This window comes from Enterococcus sp. LJL128 (genome assembly GCF_056924295.1).
Window position 1 is genome coordinate 13,327 of sequence record NZ_JBXPBP010000025.1, and the last position, 25,400, is coordinate 38,726.

The following is a 25,400-nucleotide window of genomic DNA, read 5'->3' on the forward strand; positions in this document are numbered from 1 at the left end:
TCAAACAGTCAGTAAAACAACAGCCGATACTATTAAACAATTTCTTCTGACCTGTTTAGCTTGATTCTTATTCTTTATTGAACGGATTGCTCATACATTTTGCGGACAATTGCCTTCTTTCTAGTTGCTATCGGAATTTGAACGCCATTTCTCATAATTAACTCACTGAAATTTTTGGAAATACTGAATATTCCCCGACTATTTACTAAAAAACTGCGATGGCAGCGAATAAAATGATCTTTTAGATCCTGTTCAAGAATATTCAGTGTTTTATGATAGATTTGGTATTCCTGATTGTCTGTACTATGGAGAGTAATGATATGCGACTTATTTGTTGATAAATACAGAATATCTGAAAACAAGAAATTAACAAAGCCGTTGTTCGTACTCAATTGAATGCCTGAGTCACTGGCGTTAGCAACAAGCTCGGCACGATCCTCCACCACTTTTAAACACTTTCTTATTCGACTGGAAATATCTATATTGGGTGACTTTACTATAAAATCTAAGGCGCTAACCATGTACTGGAAGGTTAAATAGGTAAGCTCAGAGTGAACCGTAATAAAAATAATCACTCCTACTGGATCAAATGTTCTTATTTCTTGTGCCAGCTCTAACCCATTATTAATTTTTTCTCCTTTATGTAAATCAATATCTAAAAAATAAACATTTAATTCATTTCTCCGATCAATTCTGCTGAGGAGTTCCTCTGCTGAATCTGTTGAGTATGCTAAAGACATCATTGATTTCGAAAATAGAATATGGGAGAGAACTGCTTTTTCAATTACTTCCCTTTGCTTAGGGGAATCTTCACATATATATACTTTAATGGGCATTCGTTTCGCCTTCTTTCTTTACTTTGAATAGTTGAAAAATCTGATCATCTTTTTTTTCAGTCAAAAAAAAGACCCGTTTTTCATATTTAATCAATATCTCCCGCACAATTGACAGGCCCAATCCATGATAGCCGCCTTTAGTCGTAGTACCTTCTGCTATAATACTTAAGGCTTTTTGATTTACGGTCGTATTTGCAATGATAAAAATGATGGAGGTTCCATCATCTACAATAGACATCCTTACTGTTGGCTTCGGATGTTCTATTGCAGATTCCAATGCATTATCCAATAAAATCCCTAAAATTCTGACTAAGTCCAACATTTCCATATTTACACCATGAAGCTCTTTATTTATTTCCAAATCAAATACAGTGTGTTCTTCCATCGCCCGCATCATTTTCGTATAGATGAGTGCTTTCAGCTCTGGGATATGGAGATTTTTTATTTTGCTCATCTCTGCAAAAAACTTATATTCATCTTCATTGACACTAGAGATTTTTTCAAAGTAGCGTTTTAATTCCCCATTTTCTGTTTCTTCATAGATGTAGCTTCCCAATGAAATTAGCATATTGGTAAAATCATGTTGCCTTTGCCGAACCTTAGTAGTCAAACTTTCAACTGTCTGAACATATTCCAGCAATTCTTCCTCCCGCTGCTGCTGAACGGCCAGCTGCTGCTGTACATAAATATTTCGGAAAAATAGCAGCAGCACCGCGCTAATAGCAATGATAAAAAGACCAGGTAAAATCCACGAATACGACAACTCGTATTTAAAAGGATTTTGAACAACAACCGCATCTGGTGCAATCAAAAGAAAGAGCTTTCTTTCAAAGAAAAAAACAGAAACAAAAATATGCGTTGTTCCATCTGGAAATCGGCAAATTGATACGATTTCGAGAAGACTAAAAAAAACTGCTACAAAGAAATAACTAACTCCTAAAATCAAAAGGTTGCACCCTGATTTCTTTCTTAAAAAAAAATAAATTTTACTTACCAAAGGGAGCATTAATAACGCTGATAATATATATATGTTCAATATTTTATCGGAAAACAAAAGCAACTCATCGAACTGAACTAAAAATAGATAAATAAAACGATAAATGGAAAGTATGAACATGGAAAATAGACTAGATAAAAACATACCTAGCAGAAATTCCAAATCATTTTTCCATAAAACAAAATACACAATTGTAAATGCTATAGACTGAACAAAAATAATCATGAAACCATGAATAAATAGAACGTCCAAATGGTTTTGATAAATCAAAAAACCATATACAGCAGAGAAAAGCGCACTTGCCAGCATCACACTAATACAAATAAAAGTGGAAATTTTCTCTTTAAATAAGTATCTTACTGTTAAAATATGCAATAAACTGAAGGGTAGAAATTGTACAATAAAGAGGAACGCTACTTCTAAATACGACATGTTGCCAATCAAAAAATAGACCATTTCTATCTTATCCTTTTCTTATTGAATGTTTTCTTCCTTATTTTATCACGACTTACTTAGTAGAAGTCTTCTAATTTAAAATTTGTCTCAACATTCATTCCTATCCTTTATTACAAAAATAACAGTAGTCTATTCAGAAGTGATTATCAATTCTGTTTATGTGAAAACCAAGACTAGGCTGCGGCTGCTTTTGGCACCAGCTGCCAGTCTTGGCAAATGAGTAGTTTTTTGTTACTGAAGCAACGCGGTAGTCTGATTCTGGATATCTAGATAAAGAATAACCACACAACCAACTGCTGCAACCGCCAGAAGCAAAAACAGCCAGTTTGGTACAAGATAATTACGCTTCAACCGCATTTTCCGCATAAAATCCATATCTTTCACATAGAATAACAGAAACAAGACGACCGATAACAATGCTATACTACCAAAAATATACACCCAATAAATTGTCTCCATAATCCCTCCCTCTTTCTTTTCTATCAATAAACACACAAGAAACACAAATGAAACACACTAATTTTGATTGCCCTTTACGGCACAGCATCTAATGTCCAGGTTAGCAGCCCAGAATATTCATAACCGGCTTTCCCACTGACATTTTCCGGAACAGACAAAGTTATATTGTGGAAGGGGATCCGTATATTCCATGTGCCAGCACCATTATTTATATCAGCGGTTGAGAGAGAACGGCTTTCCCCACCGGCTATGAAGCTTAGCTCTTTTAAGTATGCAGGAGCTGATGTATCCGTGTCTGGAATGACGGTGATTTTTTCTACTCCTGCACTGTCTTTTTCAACTTTTTCAAGGGACATCTCCTTAAAGGTTAGCACTGGGTGTTTACCGCTCGTTTCAAGCGGTTGACCGCTGCTGTTTTTTAGCTGGCTCAATTTGCCTGATACCTGCCATGCAGTGCGGTTGCTGCCTTGGTTAGAATCATAAACCTGTAGATAGAACCCATCTGTTTTATCTTGAGCATCATAGTCCTGCTCCGAGAGATTGTAGGCTTTAGCAGCTTTCTCAGATTGATTGTTGCGACCAAAATCCAATCTATCGGGTACCTTAATCAACCTCAGTTCTTCCAAAATACTGGATTTAATCGTAACTGCTGCCGAGCAATCTTTTCGCGTATAATTATCTCCAGATGAACCGAAAGTAAATTTCACTTCGTCACCAGGATTACCACTGCCCACCCTAGTAACGATTTTGATTACCGCTACATTATCATTATTAACCTTTTTGTTTAACTCACTTACACTGGTTCCCCAGACACCACCGCCCAATGGCAAGTGGACACCGTTAATATCAATGCGAACCCCATATTTATATTCAGGGTCTGGATAGGCTGTTTCAAGGGTATGATTGACTATCCCGGCTGTATTATTGCGGCTACTGAAAAATCTTGGTTTCCTCAACAGATGATCGTTTTCTCCTTTTAGCGTCACAGTCCAAGTAACCGTGTCGCCTACTTCCACTTCTGTTTTATCTGGAATAATACTCAATACCGCTTCATTCGCTAAATCATAAGGAACGTCAGGATAGATAATCCGACCGTCAATGTACACATTACTCAGCTGACCTGCTCCTGTACTGAATGAAGTGTATTCAAAACCAACCAGTGTGCTATCGTTGTACAAATCATACTGATCATCCCGAATTCTGACAATTGGTGTCCCGGCTTTTAATTCTGGGAACAGATGATCCAGTGAATGCCAGGTGCCAAACGGTCCTTTATTGATACTCAATGCTGCTAGGTTTCTCTCTGTATTTAAAATATCCAGTTCGATTCCTCTAAAAAGACTGTCATCAATAATTGTCATAGTGCCGCCATGCTGGGGTATTCGAATAATCTGACTTCTCATCAATATAATGCTCAATGCTGGTAAATTTTCAATTGGCCGAACATCCCCAATATAATTAGAATCAGCATAAAGGGTCTTTAGACTGCTAAAAAGATAGTTTCCATCCTTCATTTTTCCTAAATGAGCAAAGCCTGCAGAAGTCACCTCATTGTAATCGAATTGAAGGTTGGTTAGAGTGCTGGGTAAAAACTGCATATTAGCATCATCAATCAAATTACAATTTGCCAAAAATATTTCTAGTTTATTCATGTTTTCCAAGCCTTCCAGACTTGACAACAAGCGTCCCTCCGCGTGGCTAGTCATAGAACTAGTCAGTGGGGTTATGCCTTGTTCATTAATATAAAGCTCCTTTAATGAATCTTTACTATCCTGCAAGCCCATATCAGCAAAGCTTTTATAGTAATTATTACTTAATCGAACTTCTTCTAATGACACACACCCTTTTAGAGGTCCTTTTGTATCAGATAGATTATTAGAATACGCATACAAGGATTTCAATTTGGCTGGCACTTCTAAACCTTCCAGCGAGACAAGACGATTGTTGGAGCAACGCAGTTCTTCCAAGCTAGTTGGGTTCAAATCGGTGATATCTTTCAACAAACCAACAACATAGTTTGATACATATGCGTTTACTTGAAAATCATTGGTTGTTCGTGCACCGCCAGTTTGCTGTGAACAATCAAGCTTTCTCAACTTATCTAATTGATTCAATCCCTTTAGATCCGACAGAAGATTAAACTCCATGTACAGCTCTTCCAACGCCAGACAATCTGCTAAAGGCTTCAATGTAGAAACTCGATTTCGAGTAGCATTTACATAGGTTAGTTCGCTATGACCGCTTAAACCGTTGAGGTTTTCAATTGCCTGATTAGCAACATTTACTTGTTTAAGTGATGGACAGCTCTTCAATGCATCAAGTGCATGCTCTCCCTGTAGTCCTCTCACACGATACATTTCAGTATGCGTATCAGTTTCAAATATCAGTTTTTCCTCTACGCTTAAAGACTTATCATTAACAAGTGCTGGCGGGAAGATATATTCCTGTCTTCTTCCGCTATAAGAAGGTCCACCAACACACGTTACTTCTTTCAATGCTTTATAATTTTCTAAACCATCCAGACTTTTTAATCCTGGGTGTCCGCCAAGATTCAAAGTTTCCAGTGTATCAGCACAATTCAATCCTTTCAATGATTGCAATCCATGTCCATCATAAGATGGCTCAGACTCCCCGTGCGCTACTCTTGTTGGACCTGCATCATCATCATATTTGGAAAAAATTATTGTTTTCAACTTTGTACTATCTTCTAAACCAGTAAAATCTTTTATACCATCCATTTGATTCGCATAGTAGTCAGCGTATCTTGAAACAACGAGCGTTTCAAGGTTGATTGTTCCCTGTAATCCAGTTAAGTCGCTCAAATTATTATGACTAAGTGTTACTTCTTTAAGTGTCGTCATATTTTTCAATTCGTCAATATTCGTTAATGCTCCCTCATTGACTTTGAAAACTTCCAATTTTAGTTTATTAAATCCTGCAGGCAAAGAAGTAAAGCTGTCTTCGACTATTCTTCCGCCTGTTAAATCAAAGGTCTTTATATTTACTGCATATTGGATACCTTCAAGAGTAGTGATACTCTTACCAGCTTCTCGAGTAAAATAAAAACTTGTCATTAGCTCCATCTGTTCCCGAGTAACTGTGTTTGACGGACCATTGTCTACCAAATTAAGATGGTTATAATAGTTTAAACGCCAGATAATTTCCTCTCGCAAGACATCATCAGGAATAGTAACATACTCATCAGCACGAGTCTGAGGTTTTCCACTTTGGCCGCTGGCCTGAGTAGGCTGCATCTCATCAAGCACTTTCTCCGTTTCAGCTTCCATACCCAGCTCTGTCGCCGCTGCTTTAGTATTTTCTATAAGGAAACTGAAAGCTGTTAATACAAGAAGCAGAAATGCTTTAATTAAAAAATGGTTAACCTTTTTCATAAAGCCTGCCCCTCCTCTTCTTTATGCGCTGCTAGTATCATTACCCATAAAACCAATACTAGCCCAGAAAGGATAAAAGCTACATTCAGACGTTCATTCGTTTTAGGGAAGTAGTTCAATCCGTTGTATTTTTTAGGAATGTTGCTGGAGGGCAGCTGTGTACTGCTTGAATCTTCGACTGCAGTTTCAACTGTTTTTGTATTGAAGCCAATTCCTGCTTCCGTCTCGCCGCTGTCAACTGACTCCCCGAGAGCTGTCAGCGGATGAATCATGAGGCAAAGGCTCGATAACAAAATAAACATCAGTAAGACTGACTGCTTTACTATGACTTTCATCGCCTTCCTCCGTTTCCTGCTTATTTCTTTTTCTTTCGTCTAATTTTATTTTTTTTCTTGATTTTCTTTCGTCGATACGGCAAATAGCTGCCTGTTCCAACCAACGAAACGGTCAATACAATTGCCATTGGTGAAACCCATGAAGGTGTTATTATTTTGTCAATCGTTTCATCATTCAGCGAAGCTGCCTGTTCACCAGTCACTAGGAAATCTTCTTCCCATGTCCATTCTTTTTCATCATTTTTCAGTGTGAGCTGAAGGGTGTAATTCCCTGCTGTCACGTTATCAATCCCCATTGGCACTTCATAAGTAAAGCGGCTATTAGGAGCAACTGCCAAGTCTTTTCCTGTCGTCTTATATAAGACTTTGGTAGAACCTTTTTTCATTATTTCCGCTTTCAGTTCAAGCCCTTCAATGATTTTCGGCTGATCATTTTGTAATGTTACACCAATAACTTTACTGCCGTTTGAAAGAATAACCTCTGTTTTTTTTAGATTTAGATTACCACCAGCATTATATTGCGCCGCATCTTCTGTCAGAACAATTCCAATTGTGTAGCCTGTCTGAACTGTAAGACCTGATTTTTTTTTCTCTTCACCTTCCGGAACACCTAAAATACGAAAGGCTCCTGCTTTAATTCCAGTGAAAGCATCCTGGGGAGGCGCAATATCAAACTGGACTGTCTTTTCTTCAAAATTCTCTACAGTTATTTCTCGATAAGACTCTGGTACTGTGACAACTTCTGAAATGGGAGACTGTAAACTCTCATCCAGCTCTGGTTCATCTATGCCGTATTCAATTGAACCTTCTGCTGAAGTTACTGCATCATTCACATGAATCCTTACCGTTCGGGCTTCCTCCCTAGTACTAATCACTCTTAACTGAATGCTCTGTTGTTGTCCAGGTTCTACTTTTAAAAAATAGAATCCTTTAGAGCTGTCAACTTGATTATTCGGCAGCACTGGTTTTACAGTGAAGCCAATAGCTTCTTTATTTTGACCAGATTGATCTGTAGCTTCTGCAATAATTGCAGAAGGCAGTAGAATGATACCAATCAGAACAACAAGCAATAGCTGCATTATCTTCTTTTTTATCAAGCTAAAAACCTCCGTAAATCCAGCAAAGGGGACATCTCAGTTACCTGTCCCCAGCTGTCAGCTCATTATTAGATGGTATCATCCAATGTCCATGTCAGTGTTCCTGTATAATGTAGACCCTTTTCTCCAACATTACCACCAACACCTAATTTGATATCTTCCAAAGATGCTGCCCAATCAGCTGAAGCCGCTTGATTTTTTTGGGTGAATAATGCTTTTGAAGCACCGCCTACTGTTAGCTCAGTACTTGTTGCTGCAGTTGGCGCAGTACTACCTGTAGCAGTGGCATGAGCACCAGCAGATTTAATTGTTGTTGCATCTGTATTTGGATCATTTTCTCCATCATATCCGTGAACCTTTGATGTAAAGAATAATTTTGTTTTATCTAGTTTCTTCGTTGTAGTTCCTGAAAGCGCGGTTAATTCTCCCAACTGAGCTTTAACAACCCATTCATTTGTATCTGTAACTGTACCTGTTAAATCATCCTTACGCGTATCACGAACAACGACGTAATAACTGTTGCCGCTAACTTCCGCAAACTCCTGATACTTTTTATTGATATCATTGTACTTGCCGAAATCTAGTTTTTTAGGCACCCAGCGTAATTGTAAATCCCCTTCTTCTGTTCCTGGTATATGGGCATCAACGAAGCCAATACCAACTTCTGTATCCTGACGATCCACTTCTTGCGCAGAAGCAGTCGCCCCTAAAATAATTCCTCCAAATGCTGCAGCTGTTACAGCAGTTGTGATAGCACTTTTCACTTTCATAAGATAATACCTCCAAATAATTTTTTATTTATGAATAAAGACAGATGTCTATATTCCTTTTTTTAGCTGGAAAAAACCGTCACTGACTACTCTAAAAAAGCGTTGCTGAACTTTCTGCAAGTTGGTTCATAAATGAATACTTTTCGAACCCATAAACATTCCTACAGCAATACATTTCTTTAAAATAGATATCAATTTCCTTTTCAATCAGCAAACGCATTTCCTGTCTAATGTAGGGAAGCTCTTGAACTGCAAGACTATAAATGAGGCAAAGGTGTAATATCCTGTCATTTCTAATAAGCTCAGGAATGGTTGCCTTGAAGCTTGCTGCATTAATTCGCTGTATTCTCCGCCGGCTCTGCTCTGCTGTTTCTTTAAAAATCTGACACAGCTCGCCAATCAATTGCTGCTCTCGATGAGTCAGCTCTTTCAATAGGTTCTTCCCATTTTCCGCCAAAAAAAGTTCTTCAAAGGAAAAATCCCACAAATAGCTCACTTTAAAGAACCTCCTATTCTTAAAAACTAGAAATGATTTTCTTTTATTCCTATTGCTTCAGAAAATGCTTGATTAAATATTCGTTCATGTCAACTACGTTTATTCTAAATGATTTAATTTAGCAATCTCCTTTTTCGACATGAATAGGACATATTTTACGTTGACCGTTATAAAAACAATAACACTAAAAGCGTTTATCGAGCATAACCGCTTTTGTTGTTTTATTCGCAAACTCCAAAAAATATTTATTTTAATCTAACAACTAATATAAGATTATAAATAGTACAATTAACAGTACTATAAAATTGATATTACAATACAAAGAAATTTAAATTATTAAGTACAAAAAAGAATAAATAATATTTTAAAATAACAAAAACACTCGTTAATTAAATTGGATTTCAGATTCTATCTTTTAGTTTCCAATCAGATTCGCCGTAAAAACCAATGATTTTTCATGTACCTGAAAACCTTTTTTACTATCAAAACCGGAAAAATCACTGAAGGAAGCACGGCTTTTACTACGTTTATCGACTAGTTCCCAAAGAAGTTATTTTCTATTTTTCATAGTTTTTTATTTTTTTCTGCACACAGCTTTCGTTTTCAAATACAGTTAGCCAATCTACTACATTGATTACAAATATAGGAGTTGACCAAAAGTATTTTGCATCAACAAATAAACCGTACTATATTGAAAATGTGGAGACATTTTCGTATAGTACGGTTTATTTCCGAAGAAGCTGCTTTTAGAACATTGCTTATTCGGAGGTAGACAGACAAGTGCCTAACTATTTATTACTGACCAAAATCCATTCTTAGTATGTTTTTTTACGATTCCCTGTATCCATAGTTTTAACTAGTATTGCTTTTAAAATAGAGTCCACCATCATTCCAATGGAAACAGCTCCGCCTGTTAGCAAGAGAACACCTAAACTATTCTTGGTTCCGATATACTTCGTTACAGCAATCAAACTTGCCACGCCAATTACTAGTTCAATCGCTGCCAGCTTCAGCCAGCGCTTTACTCTCTGTGTATCTCCAATTACTTTGATGTCATTCATCATTTTCGATTCCTTCAATAATAGTTTATCTAAGGAAAAATCATATAGTTTAGCCAAGGCACTTAAATTATAAATATCAGGTACTGTTTTACCGTTTTCCCAATTTGAAATAGATTTTTGATTGACTAATATTTTTCCAGCTACTTCTTCTTGAGTTAAACAGCAATCTTTGCGCCTTTGTTTTAAAAATCTTGCTAAATCTATCATCATCCCTCCTCAACTACTATTGTCTTTTACTTAATGATACCTTGCCATCCAATAGCTGCCTAATCTGTAAAAGAAGCCTAGAAATATCTTACTAACGTTGATTTATCAAGCAACAATCCATCTATGCGAAATCTATCTACACGCTATTCAACTTTCAGAAAACACGCTATGAACAAACAGCAGCCGCAGTTTTTTCCCCTTCTATACTTGCCCCTAATATAATTACAGATATCAATCATTACTTTCAACCTATTTTTCTATGTACTGAAGTAAATTTTCTAAGTAATTCTCCATTTCTTTTCATCCTCTAGTGACCTTCTTTATTTAGTGTATCATAATTTAGAATGCTGGCTGCCTTTTTCTTGTTGACATTTACGCGGCGTTATAGCTTATGCTGAATTTAGCAGCGAAGAAAGGAGGTGGGCGGCTTGGATGTTTATTTAATGCCGATGTTTAATAAATTAATGGTGAAGGATATTCAAAAAGCAGCAGCTTGGTATACAGATTTATTGGGATTCACTTCATTATTTGCATTTAAAAATGAAAATAACGAAGTGAGCATGAATCATTTACGTCTGAAAAATTATCAGGATATTATGCTGATTCAATCAGAAGCTTTCACTGCGGGAGACGGATTACGAATGAATTTAACCGTTGATCATCTGCATGAGCTTGCAGAACGTATACCAGAAAAATTTATCATTGAAGCACTTGAAAAACAGCCTTGGAACGCAGAAGAAATGACCATTAGAGATTGCGACGGCTATCTGATTACATTGACACAAGCAGGAACAGAAACAACTGATTCCTTTGAAACTGTAATTGATCGTGTTTCAGAAAAATTCAACTAGGAAGGCTCAGTATCATTTTTCAGCAATAAAAATGGGAGGCGAGACTTGTATGTCTCTGTCCCTAAAACTGAATACAGTATTTATTAGCTTCTTTGAAAATAAGGCTGAATAGACGAAAATAGTTTCTCCTATTTTCAGTATATTCAGCCTCATTTCATAAGCTAAAACTCTTTTGTCATAGCCTCATATTATTAGCTCTTATTTAATCATATCAAAACAATCATACTCTCAACTCAAACACTTATCAGCTACTCTGCTGCGCAATTTTCTATGCTGTCTGATGTTCACGAAAACTGCGAATAGCAAGTGGAACAGTCACCAAGATAATCAATAAATACACAAGTACGTTGATAGTAAAAAGATTCGTTGTCCAGCCTGCTATGTTGTAGGTGATATTACTGACGAATTTCATATTCAGCTGAACCCCCGGCAGCAGATTAACTAGCCAGTTATACAGTACCGAGGCAGTGGACTTCGGCATAATAAACGGCATCATTAGCAGCAATACATTTGTGACCAGCACAGGAACCGGCGTACTCAATCGTGAAGAGAGAAGAAGTGTCACCCCAATCATTCCAAAAAGAACCAGCAGTCCTAATCCGAAGTGAATCCAAACCATCTCACTAAACGTCCAGGGAAATGGAGAATTGGGCACTCTCAACTGTATCGGCAGCTCGCCTCCTTCACTTCCAAAAAGGGCAAAGGTTCCTCCAAATGCGAGCAGCATGGTTATGCCATATACGAACAATCCGAAAAGATAGGCAGCAGCAACTTTAGCAGCCAATACTTTACTTTTGCCAAATTTACTGGAAAGAATTAGAACCGCTGTCCCATTTTGATACTCTCCGGCAAAAATAGGAGCAAGCGAAAGACAAATCATCAGGATGAGCAACGGAATAAATCCGATTCGATCACCTATATTGTTCCAGCCTGCATAATAACCATAACGGTAAGGCGCTGAAACAGCCGCAGTTTTTTTCTGCCAATAGCTCTTTGCCGACTCGGTTAACGCTCCGCCATTTTCTGGAATATCTCTTGCCAGCATCGCTGCTTGATTTTGCTGATATTGCTGATAAAATCCCAGTGTGCCATCTTCTTCAACTGGAATTTTCAATGCATAGTCAGGCGTTGTATAGTACTGAGGGTCATAGAAAGTACTGGCAACCAAAGACAACAGCGCATAATTTTGATTATAAAATGAATGAATAATCTCAGAGGTGAATTCTTTTTCGCCCTCTTCGTTTTCAATATAGCTGGCCGGGTTTGCAGCAATCTGCTGATATTCTTCAACCACTGCGCCAAGCACCTCTTCAGTCAATACATTCGGTTGCTGTCGAATAAGTTCTTTTTGAATATTAACAGCACTCAAGCCTTTGTAGGTTTTCCCTTGTAGATCAGTCGTCTGCACTTGAAAAGCGGGCAAAATGAATAACCAGATAGTAAATAAGCTAATAATTGCTAAGCTAATCAGCGTGGATTTACGCTTAAAAATCTTTTCCCATTCAAATCTGATTAATTCTATCATTAGAAATCCTCTCCTCGCTTTTTTCCTTGAAGTAATATAGATAAACATCCTCCATGACCGGCTCAGTCAGTTCTGCGTTTTCCAGCGGCTGCTCCTCGCTGATAATCCGCAGTTGAATAGTATCCCCACTGTAATGAATGTTGGCAATAGTTAAGTGAGGGATAGCAGCTAGTTCTTGCTGGTTCACCGTTGCTAGCCAAACTTTGTTCTGAACAATATTAACAGCTTCATGAGTTGGGCTTTCCAGCAATATCTGGCCTTGCTTCATAATAACGATTCGGTCAGAAATATACTCTACATCTGAAACGATATGTGTGGACAATAAGACAATCCGGTCATCCGCCAGATTTGAAATAAGATTTCTAAAATTAACACGTTCTTGTGGATCTAAACCAACTGTCGGTTCATCTAAAATCAGTATTTTAGGATTGTTGATAACTGCTTGGGCAATACCAACCCGCTGCTTCATTCCGCCCGACAGAGTATTCATTTTCCGGTTAGTCAGCTCCTTCAAACCTACCACTGTTAATACTTCATCAATTCTCTGATTTATACTACTGCTTTTCATCCCCTTGATAAGTCCCATATAACGTAAAAACTCCCCCACAGAGAATTCCTCATAATACCCAAACCGCTGAGGTAGATAACCAATTTTTTCCAGAAAGGCATCCTCTATTTTTTTGATGGGCTGACCATCAAAAAGAATTTCCCCTGAGGTTGGCTTTAACAGCCCGCAGGTCATGTTCATTAACGTGGATTTTCCAGAACCATTTGCTCCTAATAATCCATATATTCCAGGGGTTAACGTCAGTGAAAAATTTTTTACTGCCTCAATGTCCTTAAATTGTTTTGTCAGGTTTAAATACTCCAATTTCATTGTTTCAACCTCCTTTAGTAAACAGCACTTGATAAAAACAAGAGCTTATCCTACTTTCTTTACGTATAGTTGTCTCTTCGTACCTCTATCGTTCTGCCTGTTGTAGCAATTGTTCCTTTCATTAATACACTGATCGTCCCTGACAAAATCATTTTCTCTAATTTAGAAACAAGTATTGATTCAACTGATTTTCGCTTCGTCTACCAATTCACTAGCTACCCGTTCCTTTAACCTGGATTCATATAATAAAAATAAATATCTTCAACAGTCGGTTTGACCTGAACAGCCGTCAGATGTGGCTGCTGTTCACTATAAACGCGAAGCTTTTTTTGAGAAGCCTGCAGGACTCTACTTAATATTTTCCCCTTCATAAGCTGTGCTTCCACCGCCCCTGTTATTTCCCAAATCATCCCATCAAATTTAGTAGTTAAGTCGACAAGCGACTCCTTGGCTATTAGCTCTCCTGATTTTAACAGCAATATCTCATCTGCTTCCCCTATTTCACTAACTAGGTGAGTGGAATAAAGAATCGTTCGTTTCTGGGAAAGCTGCTTGAGTAGCCTTCTTAAAGCTATCCGCTGTTCAGGATCCAGATGGTTAAAGGGTTCATCAAGGAGGATTAGCTCCGGATTATTTAATAACGCCTGTGCAATACCTATCCGCTGACGCTCTCCCATAGACAGCTTCGCTATCTTCCGATTCTTTTTATCCGATAAGCCTAACTCCATCAATAAATCATTGATTTGCTGCTTCGCCTGATAAGCAGGAATGCCCTTCAAGCCTGCTATATACTTTAGAAAGCGAACCGGTGTCATCGTCGGAATTAGTCCGAATGCTTGGGGCAAAAAGCCTAATTTATTTCGATATTCCTCTCCTAGGGTTACTTGAAGCTCCTGAGCTACCATAATATCTCCCAGCGTTCTGTCAGAAATACCTGCCAAAATTGCTAAAAGGGAGGTCTTGCCTGAACCATTTGGACCAGCTAAGCAATAAAGCCCCTTCCTCAAGGAAAAGCTAATTCGGTCTAAAATTAGTTTTTTTTCGTTCAAAAGACTCAATTTTTTAACGGTTAATTCCAAGCCTTACACCTCCTTTTCGGCTCAGAGACAGCATGGAAATCAAAGACAAAAAGCTCCCCCCTAGACCTGCTAAAATCCATTGAATCTCTGTAAGCTGATTCAATGAAATGATGCCGTCAACACCTTTTAACAACAGAATGATTAATACCACCGTCACTACCTGTTGCCCCCAGAAGGAAAGAAAGCTATTCGTCATAGTGACAACCCCTAAGCTTATTCCACTAATAACCGTAAAAGGAACAAAGAAGCGCAGCAATGTTAAAAGAAATGAGCTGTCAGAAAAAAATGCCGTTATTGATCCAGCTGTCAGCAGCAGTAGAAATTCGATAAGTCCTAGGGCAAAATAACGCATCAGCAGAACTTGATGAAAGGCGTAGCGGCAGGACTTCTCAATCTGCCAGGTTGAATAAATGAAGCTTTTCAATAATTCCGGAAGCATGGTTAAGCAAAGCAGTACACTAAACGCCAGAGAATACATCATGACTGAACCTGATGAGGTATAATCTCTTCCAATCATAATTAGGATAGCTAATGTCAAAAGCAGCTGTATAAGAATAAATGATGGCGATAAGTAGCGTATCTGATTCACCAGCTGCTTCAGCAGCGTTTGAGGAAAATCCTGTGAAGCCAAAGCTTGTTCTGCTAAGTGAATCGTCTGCTTCTGCTTATTAGAATCCTCTACCTGATAACGGTTAAGAACATCTTTTAATTGATTATCTAAATCAGTATTCATAGATTTTCTTCCTCCAGTCTGCTTTTTATTTTTATCTGCCCCTGCTTCAATCTTGATTTTACTGTTGACAAGGGGACTTCCAAAATCTGAGCAATATCCTTTAGCCTAAGGTTATGATAGTACCGCAGAATAATAACGTCTTTTTGAATCGGGGGAAGCTCATCAATCAGCCCTTTAATTATTAATTTTTTTTCTGACTCCAGGGTCTGCTCAACAGGATTCGTGCTGACATCCGCAGCCAGCAGTTCTGTATCTATGGACAAATTGGGCAGCTGCTTTTTGGCTAGTGTATTGGTGCAAAGGTTAACCGCAATGGTAAATAAGTAGTTGCGAAACTTTCCCGTAAAACGATAGCTCTTAATATGATGAACCAGCCGCAGAAAAACTTCCTGAGTGATTTCCTCCGCTAGTCCCTGATTTCCAAAACATCTCCGATAACAGTAGCGGTAAATATCCTGATAATAATTTTCAATCAGTTCGTTCAACGCGCGGCGATCGCCTTTTTTACTGTAATAAATCAATAACCACTCATCCACTGAAACACCCCCTCATCTATTATTAACCGATGGATAGTAAAAAAGTTTTAATTTTCTACTATTTTTTATTCTATTTCAAACAGCAAACCTGCCTTATAAAATAACTATAAAGACACCCAATAAATCGGTCGATTCATCAGGTGTCGAAAATTAACTATAAGAAATAATTAGGAATTGGAAAAACGTTTTTTATGAAAGCTTGCGCTTCATTCAGTAATTTTATAGTTAAACTACTAAAAAACACAGCTTTTTCGTAACTATTAGAGCTTTATTTATTCTTCAGCGGCCGCGTAATGCTGATTACTTTCGTGGATTTCCTGACAAAATGAATCACCTAGTTCAAGCGGTTTTCCTGTCTTCAATGCGTCAATATACTGTATTGTCTCCTCTATCTCTGTAAGCGTGATGGCTAAACTATGTCCGGCATGAATCTGCTTAGGGTTCATTTGAACATATTTGTTCAGAGTATCCGTATATACATCAAGATTATTTTCGTAAATTTGAATAATTGGACGTTCAAGATTATCCCCTACATAAAGAAAATCTGATTTCTTATCCAAAACCGACAGACCATCTCTAGTATGCCCAGGCGTATGAAAAATATAGATATCTTCATTTTCCCAGCTACCGGCGTCCTCAATCAACACCGTAGGCTTCACCAGCCGTTTCTCTCCTTTAAAGTGTTGTCCTTCCTCGCTAAGGTCTGTCTCCCATGATTCTTCCATGAGCGTACCGCACAGGTAATGGGCGATAATTGGCGTCTGTTCAAAATAAGGATTTCCCCAAACATGATCCCAATGAAAATGCGTGTTGATAACATACAGCTTTTTCCCCTTCAGTTCATTTTCAATATCCGCCATGATTTCAGCCATATACTCAGAACCGCAATACGTGTCAATAATATAAACTGCTTCTGGTTTAATTAAAACAAAGACCATGGTTATAAATGGATCTAATTCATTAAAAATATACGCATAACTGTGCGGGTCAAGAATTCTCTTTTCCATAACTACTCCTTTTGCATTCAACTTTTATTTCTACTAGATTATGTCTGAAAAGCTTGTTTTTCCTATAGTTTTTAGACAGGCTCTAGTTTATCTTATTTTAAGAATATCATTTTTGAATGACTACAATCCTTACCACTCTTTTTGAAAATCTTACGAACTTTTACTTCATAGAATCCAGTTGCTTTTTCGAATCACAAAACACTTGCCATAATTGTATTTGATTATTTTTAACTACTACTTTCCAGCATGCTGGAAAATACCATGATTTACTTTTGTTTCCTAGGTATGAAGCACTTGCTGTTCCGATTATCATTGAGAATTTCTCGCTTTCAATATAATCATCTACTTCAATAGTATAGTCTGGAAACCAATCGAAATAGCCCTGCCAGCCTATCTTCATTTGTTCTTTGTCTTCTTTATCTCCATAGGTATCAATAAAACAGAAATCTTCTGACATCATTTGAATAATTTGAGGCAAGTCCTGATGATTAATTGCAGCAACAAAATCCAATACTATGTCTCTTTTCATTGTTTTTCTCCTTCAATTATTAATCTTTTTAGAAGCCGAACAACGTGAGGAGATTTCAGGTTATGCTATTGATTCCAGCTATTGAGCTTTTGGGGAATTATTAAATAAACTAATAAACTGGTTGAGCTTAATGCTCTATAACTTCTGTTACGTTTAATTTCGGCTGCAGAAATAGTTTCTTCCTAATGACTACTTTTACTGAGTACAAATACTCCTTTTGATTAGCAGCTTGTATTCTAATCTCGTACCACATCTCGTTTTTTGAAGCTTTCTCACTTTCGCTTATCATAGGGAAATCATCCTTAGGGTCATAACTGGGAACCTCTACAAAATTTGGCAGTTGAGATAGTATCTGTTCATTGGGATTGTTAAAAAGATTGTCACTGACTTTGACTACGCCGAATCCTATGGGGATAATCAAAATAAGCGCCAGCAAAAATAAATACCCACAGCCTTGTACTGAACTTTTTTGTCTCAGTATATTCTTACCCAACAAATCAACTCCATTCATTTGTATCCTTTTTGATGCTATTCCGCGCATAGCCCTCAGACGTCAACTCTTTCGCTTTCTATGAACCTGTCTACAGAACCTATTAATCTATAGTCACCTTATATATTTCAGCTTTCAAAAGCCGCAATGTTAACAACATACTCCTGCCCATCTACTGAAATTTTATAATACGGGTTCCCTTTCGTAGAAGTGTAATAGGCGATAATATTTACTTCTTTACCAATCAATCCTAATCCGTTAGTTGTTTGAACGGTTTTTGCAGCGGATCGTCCAAAGCCTAATTCCAATACCGCTTCGTCAATAGTATAAACATTGTAATTCTTTATTATGGATAACACTGTGCTTACTTCTTTTTTTGTCTGTATATAGTTTTCTTTAAAATCAATTTCAATACCAAACTTAGTATCGAAAGCTCTGGAGTTAACAACATATTCCTGTCCATCTGCTGAAATTTTGTAATAAGAGTTTCCTTTGGTAGATGTATAGTACGCCAAAATAGTGAGATCTTTATCAGTTAATCCCATACCATTAGTCGTTCCTACAACTTTTGCACTACTGATACCAGCTTTATTATTCAGTACTTCCTCATTTATAGTGTAGACATTGTAGTTTTTAATGATTGAAGAGACTACATTAACTTGTTGCTTTGTTTGAATATAGTTTCCTTCAAAATCAATCCTTATTCCGAATAACGTATCAAGATTCGTTGTTATTTTACTATCATGGTAGTTAACAAACCCTTCAGGACTTGTCAAAATCCATGATGAAAGTTTTTTAGGCTGCTCCCAGCTTAAACCAGCAAGTGCTAAAGCTGCCGCATCGACTGCCGTACTTTTTACACCATTGCTATTTTCTTTAGGCGAGTTCCATAATCCAGTAGTCCACGGCGCCATAAATTCAGTTCCTGAAATATTGTCTCTTTGAGCATTATAGCCATCTTCGCCGCCGCCCAAGTGAGGAATACCAAGAGCATGTCCAATTTCATGAATTAGAGTTGACTCTTTCCAATCTAGTTGAGCAGCAGGTTCTAATGAATCAATTGCCCATTGATTTGGGTAAAACAGTATGCCATCACCACTATAGGTCTGTCCACCTAATGCTCCTAATTTTTCTGGAGAATCGTGTATAATCTCATCACTTTTTTCTGGCGAAGATACGACTTCCACAATGGTCGTTCCAGCTAATGTATTCCAATATTTAGCAGCATCTTGAACCATTGTATCTGTCATCATCTCAGACTCATTGTATAATTGAAGAATTCCATCGGTTCCAACAAAGTTGGGAAGTGGTGCGTTTTCTAGTACATAAATGTGGTCAGTAGCAGCTTTATCAAGGCTAGTATTCCCGTGATATTCACTCCCATGAGTAATTTTTGTCAGTGATTCCAACTCTGATTGAGTGTAGTAGGACAAGTCAATTGATCCTTCTGGATTGTAGTGCTGAGCAGTTCTTTGATAATACGTAGTTTTTTGATTTACAGACGCATTTGCAGCTTCGACATTTTCAAAAGACAGAATTGTACCTGCAATTAACAAACTTCCCAAAATAACACATTTTCTTAGCATATTTTTACTCCCCCTAAATAAAATTTAATCAAAAATATTATTCCTTTTTCTTTACCCACTATCCATTATAAACTATTCAAAAATTTCTATTGGAATATCTAAAAATACTTAATAATTTCTTCAGACGTATTCAGCTAATAGTTGAATGTGCTCTCTATTGCTTGTTACTTCTAGCTCTCCTTTTTGCTTGTATTTGATAGATTATTCCTTATAGAAAAATTATCTTGAAAGGTCCATAGCTATTGTCGAATAAATTCTTCTTTTTTTATATAGCGTAATACCATTTAATCATGGATTAAGTCATATTTAAACATCTTATAAAGAAAAGGTTCCTTATTCCAGTTTAGTTTCTCCTAGTTAACACGCTCACTACAATATAGAAACTGGCGGCTTTGATTATTCCTCAAAACCACCAGTTATAGCTTAATCACTCAACCTTTAAAGCAATAGATTTTATTCGCTGTTAAATTTGTCAGTCGCTGTATAAATTTTTTCTATGAATGATTAGGCTAATCATTACATGATTACTTCTTGTATTTCTGTTACTTGGCTCTCTTTTTATACTCTATTAATTGGTAAACATCAGGCAACTCACTTTCACTATAGATATCGATTTTTAGCGTAGTCCACTTACCACCAATGAGTGAAGCTTCGGAAAAAGCTTGTTTTAACTCATCTGCTATAGCTAATACAAAAACACCCTGTTTGTTTCCTTCATTAAAATGAAAAGCAACAGTGAAATAACCATTCTTTGCTTCTCCCCAAAATATTGTTTTTTTCTTACGAACTGCCTTAGCAAGCCAGCCCCCATCTCTGTAAAAACGCCACTCAAGAACCACTTCAAAATCTGCTAACTTTTCTACTAATGTTTTGTACGCAGAAAAGCTATTTCCTAAAACAATTCTTAAATTTTCAGCAGTCGGTTCGATATTTTTATCTTTTTTAAAATCCATCATAGTATTTCAGCCTCACTTTTACTCAGTTTTTTAATTGGTACCCAATACTCAAGAATTGCTCCCTCCGAGTTTTCTTTAGCATGTACTGAAATATCCGGACCATTGTCATATTCATATCCGCTTGTTGGCAGCCATTCTGAGATTACGCGGTTTCCCAGCTCCTGTGTTTCTTCAATTGTTTTTCCTTCATACGAAAAAATGGCCCAGGTATAGGCAGCGACTATATGTTCCTCTAAAGGCTCCTCAATTGGCGTGTCGGCTGCAACCGAAATTAAATACCGCCAAGTTTCAGTATTTTCATCTGGCATCATCACTTCAAGTAAGCCTGATGACTCGTTTCCCATTAAACTTTTCAGCTTCTTAATTGTACCGTTGCTCTCAGCAAATTTCCAAACCTGTTCAATCGGCTCATTCATACTCTCAAAATCCCCAAAAAGCGGAATAGAGATACCTACAACACGAAAGGCCTCTTTTGTCTCAATCCTGAAATCCAGACTTTCCACTCCTTTTACGACCATTTGAAAGCTAAGAGGTGTATATGATTTGACCGATACACCCTCTAATTTAACAAGTGACGGTGCTATTCCGTGTACGCTTTGAAAGGCACGGTTAAATGCAGTGGGTGAGCGGTAGCCGTATTTTAATGCTACATCCATGATTTTCATATCAGCGCTTTTTAAATCAGCTACTGCTAAAGACATCCTTCTTCGCCGAATATATTCCGACAAGGGAACGCCAGTCATATAAGCAAACATTCTCTGAAAATGATAGGAGGAGCAGCTAGCTACCTTAGCAATATCCTCAGTACTCAATGTCTCGGTAATATGTTGTTCAATATAACTAATTGCCTCATTCATTTTCTCTATCCAATCCATTTTCATCATCTCCAACAGTAGTCTATTCGTATACTTTATTATAAGGCACTAACAATATTCCGTCCTCTCCTCTGACATAATAATTAGAGAGCATGTACATTAGAGGGGGTCTGAAAACTCTAGCGGAGAATCAATATATAGGCTAACACTCAAAGATAAGTGGAGCTAGTTTCTTTCAAGGAATAGTTATCGAAACAGCCGCTACCCATACCTGCCATATTTGTCAACATTAATAATTAAAAGAAGCTTTTTCTTTTTAGAACTAAAGAAAAAAGACCGCAGCATGATTCAAGTCATACTACGGCCAGTTACATTTATTCACTTAATAGCTAAAGCTGCCCAGTAAATAAAATACTGGATAAAGTACCATCATTAGCGACATTGCCTTAAGCACCAGGGGAAAGGTCTGTGTCTTTATTTGCGCTCTAACATAAGGTTGAATCAGCTTAATGATGAGCGGCAGCAACAGTAAGCTTAATAACACGGTGGGCGGAGCGGCCTGAAGAAAGACACTCGCGACCATCACTAAGAAGCTCAAGCCTAGAAAAACCAGTAGTAAGCGTACACTTTGCTTTTTGCCAATATAGTAAACGAGTGTTTTCCGATTGTTCCGAATGTCCTCTTCCAAATCGCAGGTATTATTTGCTAACAAATTATTAAACATACAAAGAACCATTGGACTGAATGCCAGCAGGGTCTGTCCCCAGAAGCTGCCGTTGATTTCAGTCTTTCCATACGCAGTCAAGTAAACACTCATCGCAGGGATCATATAGCCGCTTAGAACAGCCGGTATGGTCTCAGCAATAGGTAAACTATTGATTGGCCGAATGCCATAAGAATACCCTAAGCCCACATAGTAGCCGACGATTCCCAGCAGCAAAATGAAATAGTCAGAAGACCAAGTCAGAATTGCTCCTGTCACCATAGACAAGAGTAGGAACACAAAAAAAAGTTTCCTTACTGTAGAAAGCTTCAGCTGTTCTCGGCCAATGATATTTGTTTTCGTCTTATATTCTTCATCTTTGGCATTTTGGTAGTCCATATAGTTATTGAAAATATTGACCGCAACATGAATAAAACTCAATGTAAGTGTAAATAAAAGAATACGCCAGTTGAAGAAAACACCATAATGATAGCTGGAATAGGACATTCCTAACAGAATCAGAAAAAAATTCAGCGGTGCAGTATAAATCTCGCCTAGCTCCCAGATAATTTTGAATGACATGAATAAGCTCCTATACTAAATAAAGTTTGTCTCCAAGCTCTTATCCTATCTAGCCGACTTGCTTCTGTCAACGCTTTTGTTCCATTAGTGGGAAACTACCTCTCATTATACTGGATTCTAGCAAAAAACTTGTTCTTTTGAGAGTTTTCAGACCAATCGCAGCTTCAAACAACTCATACCAATAACTCTCTCTTACCGGCTATTCTGCTACTCTTGAGTAATTATTAGCCGTTCATGCTTATCAAAATAAGGCGCCGTCATTTCCCGCCATCTGGTTTCTGAAAAAATAGCAGAGGATATTGGCAACAGTCCGTAATTTCCTAAGGCAAAGCCATCATTTACTTCGACAATCAAGGTTCTGCCATCATCTGTTACCCCAATATCTAGCCCATAAGCGGAAGGGCTCTTTGTCCAGCTTTTAACAGCTTGATCGATAATTGCTGCATCATAATGTACATGATAATCCCCTCGGTAGGGGCGGACATCCAGAATTGAACCATTCAATACAAACACTCGCCATTCTGCTAAAAAATTGACAGCTTCACTAATCCAGACAGGGAAATCAAAAGGCAACCCTATCCCTATTAAATCTTTCGTTCCCCTGACAACACGTCCAGTAAATGCCTTGCTAACCGTTTTGGGTTTGACAAACTGCCCCCAGTTTTCAGGTATATTGACTATTTCGCCTAAAAGACCAGAACGAATATGTCGACCATAAAAATCAGAAAGCTCCGCCGGATAATCTTCAAATTCAGGTTTGATATCCATCAGTTGGAGCAGCTCTAAGGTTTCTTTGATGTAATCTACCACAACATCTTCTTTTCTCAACTCAAAAATGTCATAAATCGACTGATAGCGAATAATCTCCTCCCCCCTCAGGTAAAATCCCACAAGGGCATTATATTTATCAATACTCGGTTCAATTGGATATTTTGTCTCTTTGATATAAACTGTCATTTTCTTCTCCCATCTAGTGATTCACAAGTGCAACACTTATTTGGTAAATAAAAAGGGTAGATTATTAACATAAACCGTCCCTTAGAATCGAATAATCGGTGTCTCAAAAATCCTCACTGCTTCATGGATTGAAAACCGTAGAAAAGCTTATAGGTACCTCCCAAGAATCGTTAAAGCAGCAGAACAGCGACTCACTTTACTTCAATGTTAGCAACTTCTAGTATTTCTCTCGCGCCCTCATGTAAACTATTTTTGAATATTTCCCATAATATCGTCAAAAGTTTCTACAGTATTCAGCAATAATTCGATAATCTGTGATTTTGTCAGCCGTAAGCCTCTCCGGTCCCGGGCATCTTCAACCAAATTTTCCAGCTTCTCTAGATTTTTATCATCCAGACTAATCATTACACGATTTTTATCGGTAGCCATTGTTTCACTCTTTTCTCTTTAATAATAAAATACTGATTAGATAATAACACAAGTGTTGCACTTGTGCAACAAACAATTGACAAATCTTATGCTCTCATTTCTCATTGATATTTATGAATTTTTTTCTTCAAGAATCCCACTAAATCGAGAATGTTAAAAAAATTTGCGTAATATATTAAGACATTTGATAGAATAAAGTCAGTTATTTTTGTACAATTTTTTCTGGAGGTAGATTTGAAATGTCAAAATTTAATGAATTGATTTATACGCTGCGAAAAGAACGTGGTTTTACTCAGGAAGAGATTGCACAAGAAATAAATGTAACCAGACAAACAATTTCCAACTGGGAGACTGGTAGTGCACAACCGACAATTGATAAAGCGATAGACTTAGCAAATCTCTATGATGTTTCCATGGATGAGTTAATCGGCAGACAACCCACTGTAAGAAAAAAAACGAGTACACTTTTACTTTCTCTACTGAATCAGAAAGTTACCATCTATTTGAGTCCTGATACAGACGCTTGGATTCACATAGGTAAAACAACACTGACGAATTGTAAGATTACTGCCGTTTCCCCAAACAGCATCCGTGTGATTCTAACCGAGAAGAATCAAGTAATCGAAAAGCTGATTTTCACCAAAAACATTGTTGGTATCGAGAAGGGGGAGAATTAATATGTGGTGGATTGTTTTATTGATTATTGCAAGTATGCTGTTTTCCCGATTAGATGATTTAATTGAGCTATTTAAAAGCAAAAATCCCAATTATCAAGAGGAAAAACAAAAAGAAAAGCTCTCTTATGAACAGGAACGTATAGAAATAAGACAACAGCTTGAAGAACTGATTGGTGCTGCTTGCCAGATTACCAATCCAAATCTCATTTATACAGCTAGTGATTCAACTCGACTTGAAGGTGTTCTGTTGGACTTAGATGATGAATGGGTAGTCATTCAAACCACTGAAAAGAAAAAAACACGACAATTATTTTTAAAGCTCGAAGAAATTACACATGTTTCAAAAATTTTATAATTATTTCTCCACTAAAAAAGGATGGAACAAAAGCAAATGGCTGAACTCTTCTTTCTCTAAAATCCGAATAAACGGGTTCCAGTCTTTATATGCTTCGAGGATCGCAGCAGAGTGAAAACCGTAGACAAGCTTGCAGGAACCTAATGCTTTGTCTCGAGAGTCACTAGACTCGTAGAGACAGCAAGCTCACTATACTTCGTTCCAATAGCATCAACCTCTAAGTGCTAAAAGCACTTAGAGGTGAAGTTCTCGGAAATAAGCCGAACGATTTCAAAAATATAAAGAGCTCAGGTAGGTATCAATCAACAGCTACTCGGTTCCCTCGTAGTGTTTCTTGACAAATTTCGGATAATCCGTCTTCTTGCTGTGAAACACAGCGAGGGATGAGCTGATGTTGAACGGTACCTACTTGGTTTTCGGAGCTAAACACTTTGGCACTGACCCCCAAAAGTGAGAGGGCAAAAGAGAGGCGATTAAACGGTCTGTTTTCGATAGGCTATCGGTGATAGATAACCCAACTTCCGTTGAATTCTATGGGTATTATAATTCTTAATGTAATTTGTGACAATATCTATTACAGTAGTGGTAGAGTATTTTGGCTCTATGT

The 25,400-nt window shown here is 37.5% G+C and carries 27 protein-coding genes; 3 read left to right on the forward strand and 24 right to left on the reverse strand.

The window, feature by feature from the left end:
- Positions 1-74 precede the first annotated feature (74 nt).
- From AC1Z3K_RS17970 to AC1Z3K_RS18010, 9 genes are all read right to left on the reverse strand, one after another.
- Positions 75-836, reverse strand: coding sequence for a LytR/AlgR family response regulator transcription factor (locus AC1Z3K_RS17970; RefSeq protein ID WP_426082045.1), 762 nt, complete (start codon positions 834-836; stop codon positions 75-77).
- Complete coding sequence (locus AC1Z3K_RS17975) at positions 826-1,782, reverse strand: sensor histidine kinase (RefSeq protein WP_426082046.1); 957 nt, start codon at positions 1,780-1,782, stop codon at positions 826-828. The genes AC1Z3K_RS17970 and AC1Z3K_RS17975 overlap by 11 nt, the downstream gene beginning before the upstream one ends.
- A gap of 738 nt (positions 1,783-2,520) precedes the next feature.
- Positions 2,521-2,748: a hypothetical protein gene (locus AC1Z3K_RS17980; RefSeq protein WP_426082047.1), complete on the reverse strand. Its 228-nt coding sequence runs from the start codon at positions 2,746-2,748 to the stop codon at positions 2,521-2,523.
- Between the two features lie 74 nt (positions 2,749-2,822).
- Positions 2,823-6,140: a WxL domain-containing protein gene (locus tag AC1Z3K_RS17985; RefSeq protein WP_461733496.1), complete on the reverse strand. Its 3,318-nt coding sequence runs from the start codon at positions 6,138-6,140 to the stop codon at positions 2,823-2,825.
- A complete protein-coding gene (locus tag AC1Z3K_RS17990) occupies positions 6,137-6,475 on the reverse strand; it encodes an EF2685/EF0750 family sortase-dependent surface protein (protein WP_426082049.1) in 339 nt (112 codons plus the stop codon). The genes AC1Z3K_RS17985 and AC1Z3K_RS17990 overlap by 4 nt, the downstream gene beginning before the upstream one ends.
- A gap of 20 nt (positions 6,476-6,495) precedes the next feature.
- Positions 6,496-7,572, reverse strand: a complete 1,077-nt coding sequence (locus AC1Z3K_RS17995; protein ID WP_426082050.1) for a WxLIP family cell surface protein — start codon at positions 7,570-7,572, stop codon at positions 6,496-6,498.
- Positions 7,573-7,640: 68 nt separating this feature from the next.
- A complete protein-coding gene (locus AC1Z3K_RS18000; protein ID WP_426082052.1) occupies positions 7,641-8,342 on the reverse strand; it encodes a WxL domain-containing protein in 702 nt (233 codons plus the stop codon).
- A 91-nt stretch (positions 8,343-8,433) separates the two neighbouring features.
- Positions 8,434-8,838 (reverse strand): hypothetical protein, encoded by a 405-nt coding sequence (locus AC1Z3K_RS18005; protein WP_426082053.1) that lies wholly within the window; start codon positions 8,836-8,838, stop codon positions 8,434-8,436.
- Between the two features lie 815 nt (positions 8,839-9,653).
- Complete coding sequence (locus AC1Z3K_RS18010; protein WP_461733497.1) at positions 9,654-10,106, reverse strand: helix-turn-helix domain-containing protein; 453 nt, start codon at positions 10,104-10,106, stop codon at positions 9,654-9,656.
- 428 nt (positions 10,107-10,534) lie between these two features.
- Between AC1Z3K_RS18010 and AC1Z3K_RS18015 the strand changes: the two genes are divergently transcribed.
- The gene (locus tag AC1Z3K_RS18015; protein ID WP_426082055.1) at positions 10,535-10,957 is read left to right on the forward strand and encodes a VOC family protein; all 423 of its coding nucleotides are present in this window, start codon (positions 10,535-10,537) and stop codon (positions 10,955-10,957) included.
- A gap of 268 nt (positions 10,958-11,225) precedes the next feature.
- Here AC1Z3K_RS18015 and AC1Z3K_RS18020 read toward each other — a convergent pair whose 3' ends face one another.
- From AC1Z3K_RS18020 to AC1Z3K_RS18085, 14 genes are all read right to left on the reverse strand, one after another.
- The gene (locus tag AC1Z3K_RS18020) at positions 11,226-12,482 is read right to left on the reverse strand and encodes an ABC transporter permease subunit (protein WP_461733498.1); all 1,257 of its coding nucleotides are present in this window, start codon (positions 12,480-12,482) and stop codon (positions 11,226-11,228) included.
- Positions 12,460-13,359, reverse strand: coding sequence for an ABC transporter ATP-binding protein (locus tag AC1Z3K_RS18025; RefSeq protein WP_426082058.1), 900 nt, complete (start codon positions 13,357-13,359; stop codon positions 12,460-12,462). Before AC1Z3K_RS18025 ends, AC1Z3K_RS18020 begins: the two co-directional genes overlap by 23 nt.
- Before the next feature lie 227 nt (positions 13,360-13,586).
- Positions 13,587-14,438, reverse strand: a complete 852-nt coding sequence (locus tag AC1Z3K_RS18030) for an ABC transporter ATP-binding protein (protein ID WP_461733499.1) — start codon at positions 14,436-14,438, stop codon at positions 13,587-13,589.
- Positions 14,422-15,171, reverse strand: coding sequence for a hypothetical protein (locus AC1Z3K_RS18035; protein ID WP_461733500.1), 750 nt, complete (start codon positions 15,169-15,171; stop codon positions 14,422-14,424). The genes AC1Z3K_RS18030 and AC1Z3K_RS18035 overlap by 17 nt, the downstream gene beginning before the upstream one ends.
- The gene (locus AC1Z3K_RS18040) at positions 15,168-15,707 is read right to left on the reverse strand and encodes an RNA polymerase sigma factor (RefSeq protein ID WP_461733501.1); all 540 of its coding nucleotides are present in this window, start codon (positions 15,705-15,707) and stop codon (positions 15,168-15,170) included. Before AC1Z3K_RS18040 ends, AC1Z3K_RS18035 begins: the two co-directional genes overlap by 4 nt.
- A gap of 272 nt (positions 15,708-15,979) precedes the next feature.
- Complete coding sequence (locus tag AC1Z3K_RS18045) at positions 15,980-16,714, reverse strand: MBL fold metallo-hydrolase (RefSeq protein WP_461733502.1); 735 nt, start codon at positions 16,712-16,714, stop codon at positions 15,980-15,982.
- 160 nt (positions 16,715-16,874) lie between these two features.
- Positions 16,875-17,243, reverse strand: a complete 369-nt coding sequence (locus AC1Z3K_RS18050) for a nuclear transport factor 2 family protein (protein WP_426082064.1) — start codon at positions 17,241-17,243, stop codon at positions 16,875-16,877.
- A 127-nt stretch (positions 17,244-17,370) separates the two neighbouring features.
- On the reverse strand, positions 17,371-17,736 hold the full coding sequence (locus tag AC1Z3K_RS18055; protein WP_461733503.1) for a hypothetical protein: 366 nt from the start codon (positions 17,734-17,736) through the stop codon (positions 17,371-17,373).
- Between the two features lie 125 nt (positions 17,737-17,861).
- Positions 17,862-19,319 (reverse strand): zinc metalloprotease, encoded by a 1,458-nt coding sequence (locus tag AC1Z3K_RS18060; protein ID WP_461733504.1) that lies wholly within the window; start codon positions 19,317-19,319, stop codon positions 17,862-17,864.
- A 542-nt stretch (positions 19,320-19,861) separates the two neighbouring features.
- Positions 19,862-20,275, reverse strand: a complete 414-nt coding sequence (locus AC1Z3K_RS18065; protein ID WP_461733505.1) for a DUF3788 family protein — start codon at positions 20,273-20,275, stop codon at positions 19,862-19,864.
- Complete coding sequence (locus tag AC1Z3K_RS18070) at positions 20,272-21,150, reverse strand: AraC family transcriptional regulator (protein ID WP_461733506.1); 879 nt, start codon at positions 21,148-21,150, stop codon at positions 20,272-20,274. Before AC1Z3K_RS18070 ends, AC1Z3K_RS18065 begins: the two co-directional genes overlap by 4 nt.
- A gap of 322 nt (positions 21,151-21,472) precedes the next feature.
- On the reverse strand, positions 21,473-22,375 hold the full coding sequence (locus AC1Z3K_RS18075) for a prenyltransferase (protein WP_426082071.1): 903 nt from the start codon (positions 22,373-22,375) through the stop codon (positions 21,473-21,475).
- A gap of 207 nt (positions 22,376-22,582) precedes the next feature.
- Positions 22,583-23,332 carry an ATP-grasp domain-containing protein gene (locus AC1Z3K_RS18080; RefSeq protein WP_426082072.1) on the reverse strand — a complete coding sequence of 250 codons (750 nt, stop codon included), beginning with the start codon at positions 23,330-23,332 and terminating at the stop codon, positions 22,583-22,585.
- A 246-nt stretch (positions 23,333-23,578) separates the two neighbouring features.
- Positions 23,579-23,761 carry a CopG family transcriptional regulator gene (locus tag AC1Z3K_RS18085; RefSeq protein WP_426082073.1) on the reverse strand — a complete coding sequence of 61 codons (183 nt, stop codon included), beginning with the start codon at positions 23,759-23,761 and terminating at the stop codon, positions 23,579-23,581.
- 239 nt (positions 23,762-24,000) lie between these two features.
- Between AC1Z3K_RS18085 and AC1Z3K_RS18090 the strand changes: the two genes are divergently transcribed.
- On the forward strand, positions 24,001-24,438 hold the full coding sequence (locus AC1Z3K_RS18090) for a helix-turn-helix domain-containing protein (protein WP_461733507.1): 438 nt from the start codon (positions 24,001-24,003) through the stop codon (positions 24,436-24,438).
- 1 nt (position 24,439) lies between these two features.
- The gene (locus tag AC1Z3K_RS18095) at positions 24,440-24,793 is read left to right on the forward strand and encodes a hypothetical protein (protein WP_426082075.1); all 354 of its coding nucleotides are present in this window, start codon (positions 24,440-24,442) and stop codon (positions 24,791-24,793) included.
- Between the two features lie 473 nt (positions 24,794-25,266).
- Here the strand turns inward: AC1Z3K_RS18095 and AC1Z3K_RS18100 are convergent.
- Positions 25,267-25,400: IS3 family transposase (locus AC1Z3K_RS18100; protein WP_461732511.1), on the reverse strand; the 134-nt coding region annotated here is incomplete at its 5' end.

What these genes read in the sequence shown, in the direction of transcription:
- AC1Z3K_RS18075 (WP_426082071.1), bottom strand. Translation starts at nt 22,375, where the DNA reads ATGTCATTCAAAATTATCTGGGAGCTAGGCGAGATTTATACTGCACCG.
- AC1Z3K_RS17980 (WP_426082047.1), bottom strand. Translation starts at nt 2,748, where the DNA reads ATGGAGACAATTTATTGGGTGTATATTTTTGGTAGTATAGCATTGTTA.
- AC1Z3K_RS18070 (WP_461733506.1), bottom strand. Translation starts at nt 21,150, where the DNA reads ATGGATTGGATAGAGAAAATGAATGAGGCAATTAGTTATATTGAACAA.
- AC1Z3K_RS17985 (WP_461733496.1), bottom strand. Translation starts at nt 6,140, where the DNA reads ATGAAAAAGGTTAACCATTTTTTAATTAAAGCATTTCTGCTTCTTGTA.
- AC1Z3K_RS17990 (WP_426082049.1), bottom strand. Translation starts at nt 6,475, where the DNA reads ATGAAAGTCATAGTAAAGCAGTCAGTCTTACTGATGTTTATTTTGTTA.
- AC1Z3K_RS18090 (WP_461733507.1), top strand. Translation starts at nt 24,001, where the DNA reads ATGTCAAAATTTAATGAATTGATTTATACGCTGCGAAAAGAACGTGGT.
- AC1Z3K_RS18080 (WP_426082072.1), bottom strand. Translation starts at nt 23,332, where the DNA reads ATGACAGTTTATATCAAAGAGACAAAATATCCAATTGAACCGAGTATT.
- AC1Z3K_RS18020 (WP_461733498.1), bottom strand. Translation starts at nt 12,482, where the DNA reads ATGATAGAATTAATCAGATTTGAATGGGAAAAGATTTTTAAGCGTAAA.
- AC1Z3K_RS18065 (WP_461733505.1), bottom strand. Translation starts at nt 20,275, where the DNA reads ATGATGGATTTTAAAAAAGATAAAAATATCGAACCGACTGCTGAAAAT.
- AC1Z3K_RS18060 (WP_461733504.1), bottom strand. Translation starts at nt 19,319, where the DNA reads ATGCTAAGAAAATGTGTTATTTTGGGAAGTTTGTTAATTGCAGGTACA.
- AC1Z3K_RS18085 (WP_426082073.1), bottom strand. Translation starts at nt 23,761, where the DNA reads ATGGCTACCGATAAAAATCGTGTAATGATTAGTCTGGATGATAAAAAT.
- AC1Z3K_RS17970 (WP_426082045.1), bottom strand. Translation starts at nt 836, where the DNA reads ATGCCCATTAAAGTATATATATGTGAAGATTCCCCTAAGCAAAGGGAA.
- AC1Z3K_RS18000 (WP_426082052.1), bottom strand. Translation starts at nt 8,342, where the DNA reads ATGAAAGTGAAAAGTGCTATCACAACTGCTGTAACAGCTGCAGCATTT.
- AC1Z3K_RS18095 (WP_426082075.1), top strand. Translation starts at nt 24,440, where the DNA reads ATGTGGTGGATTGTTTTATTGATTATTGCAAGTATGCTGTTTTCCCGA.
- AC1Z3K_RS18010 (WP_461733497.1), bottom strand. Translation starts at nt 10,106, where the DNA reads ATGATAGATTTAGCAAGATTTTTAAAACAAAGGCGCAAAGATTGCTGT.
- AC1Z3K_RS18035 (WP_461733500.1), bottom strand. Translation starts at nt 15,171, where the DNA reads ATGAATACTGATTTAGATAATCAATTAAAAGATGTTCTTAACCGTTAT.
- AC1Z3K_RS18045 (WP_461733502.1), bottom strand. Translation starts at nt 16,714, where the DNA reads ATGGAAAAGAGAATTCTTGACCCGCACAGTTATGCGTATATTTTTAAT.
- AC1Z3K_RS18050 (WP_426082064.1), bottom strand. Translation starts at nt 17,243, where the DNA reads ATGAAAAGAGACATAGTATTGGATTTTGTTGCTGCAATTAATCATCAG.
- AC1Z3K_RS18025 (WP_426082058.1), bottom strand. Translation starts at nt 13,359, where the DNA reads ATGAAATTGGAGTATTTAAACCTGACAAAACAATTTAAGGACATTGAG.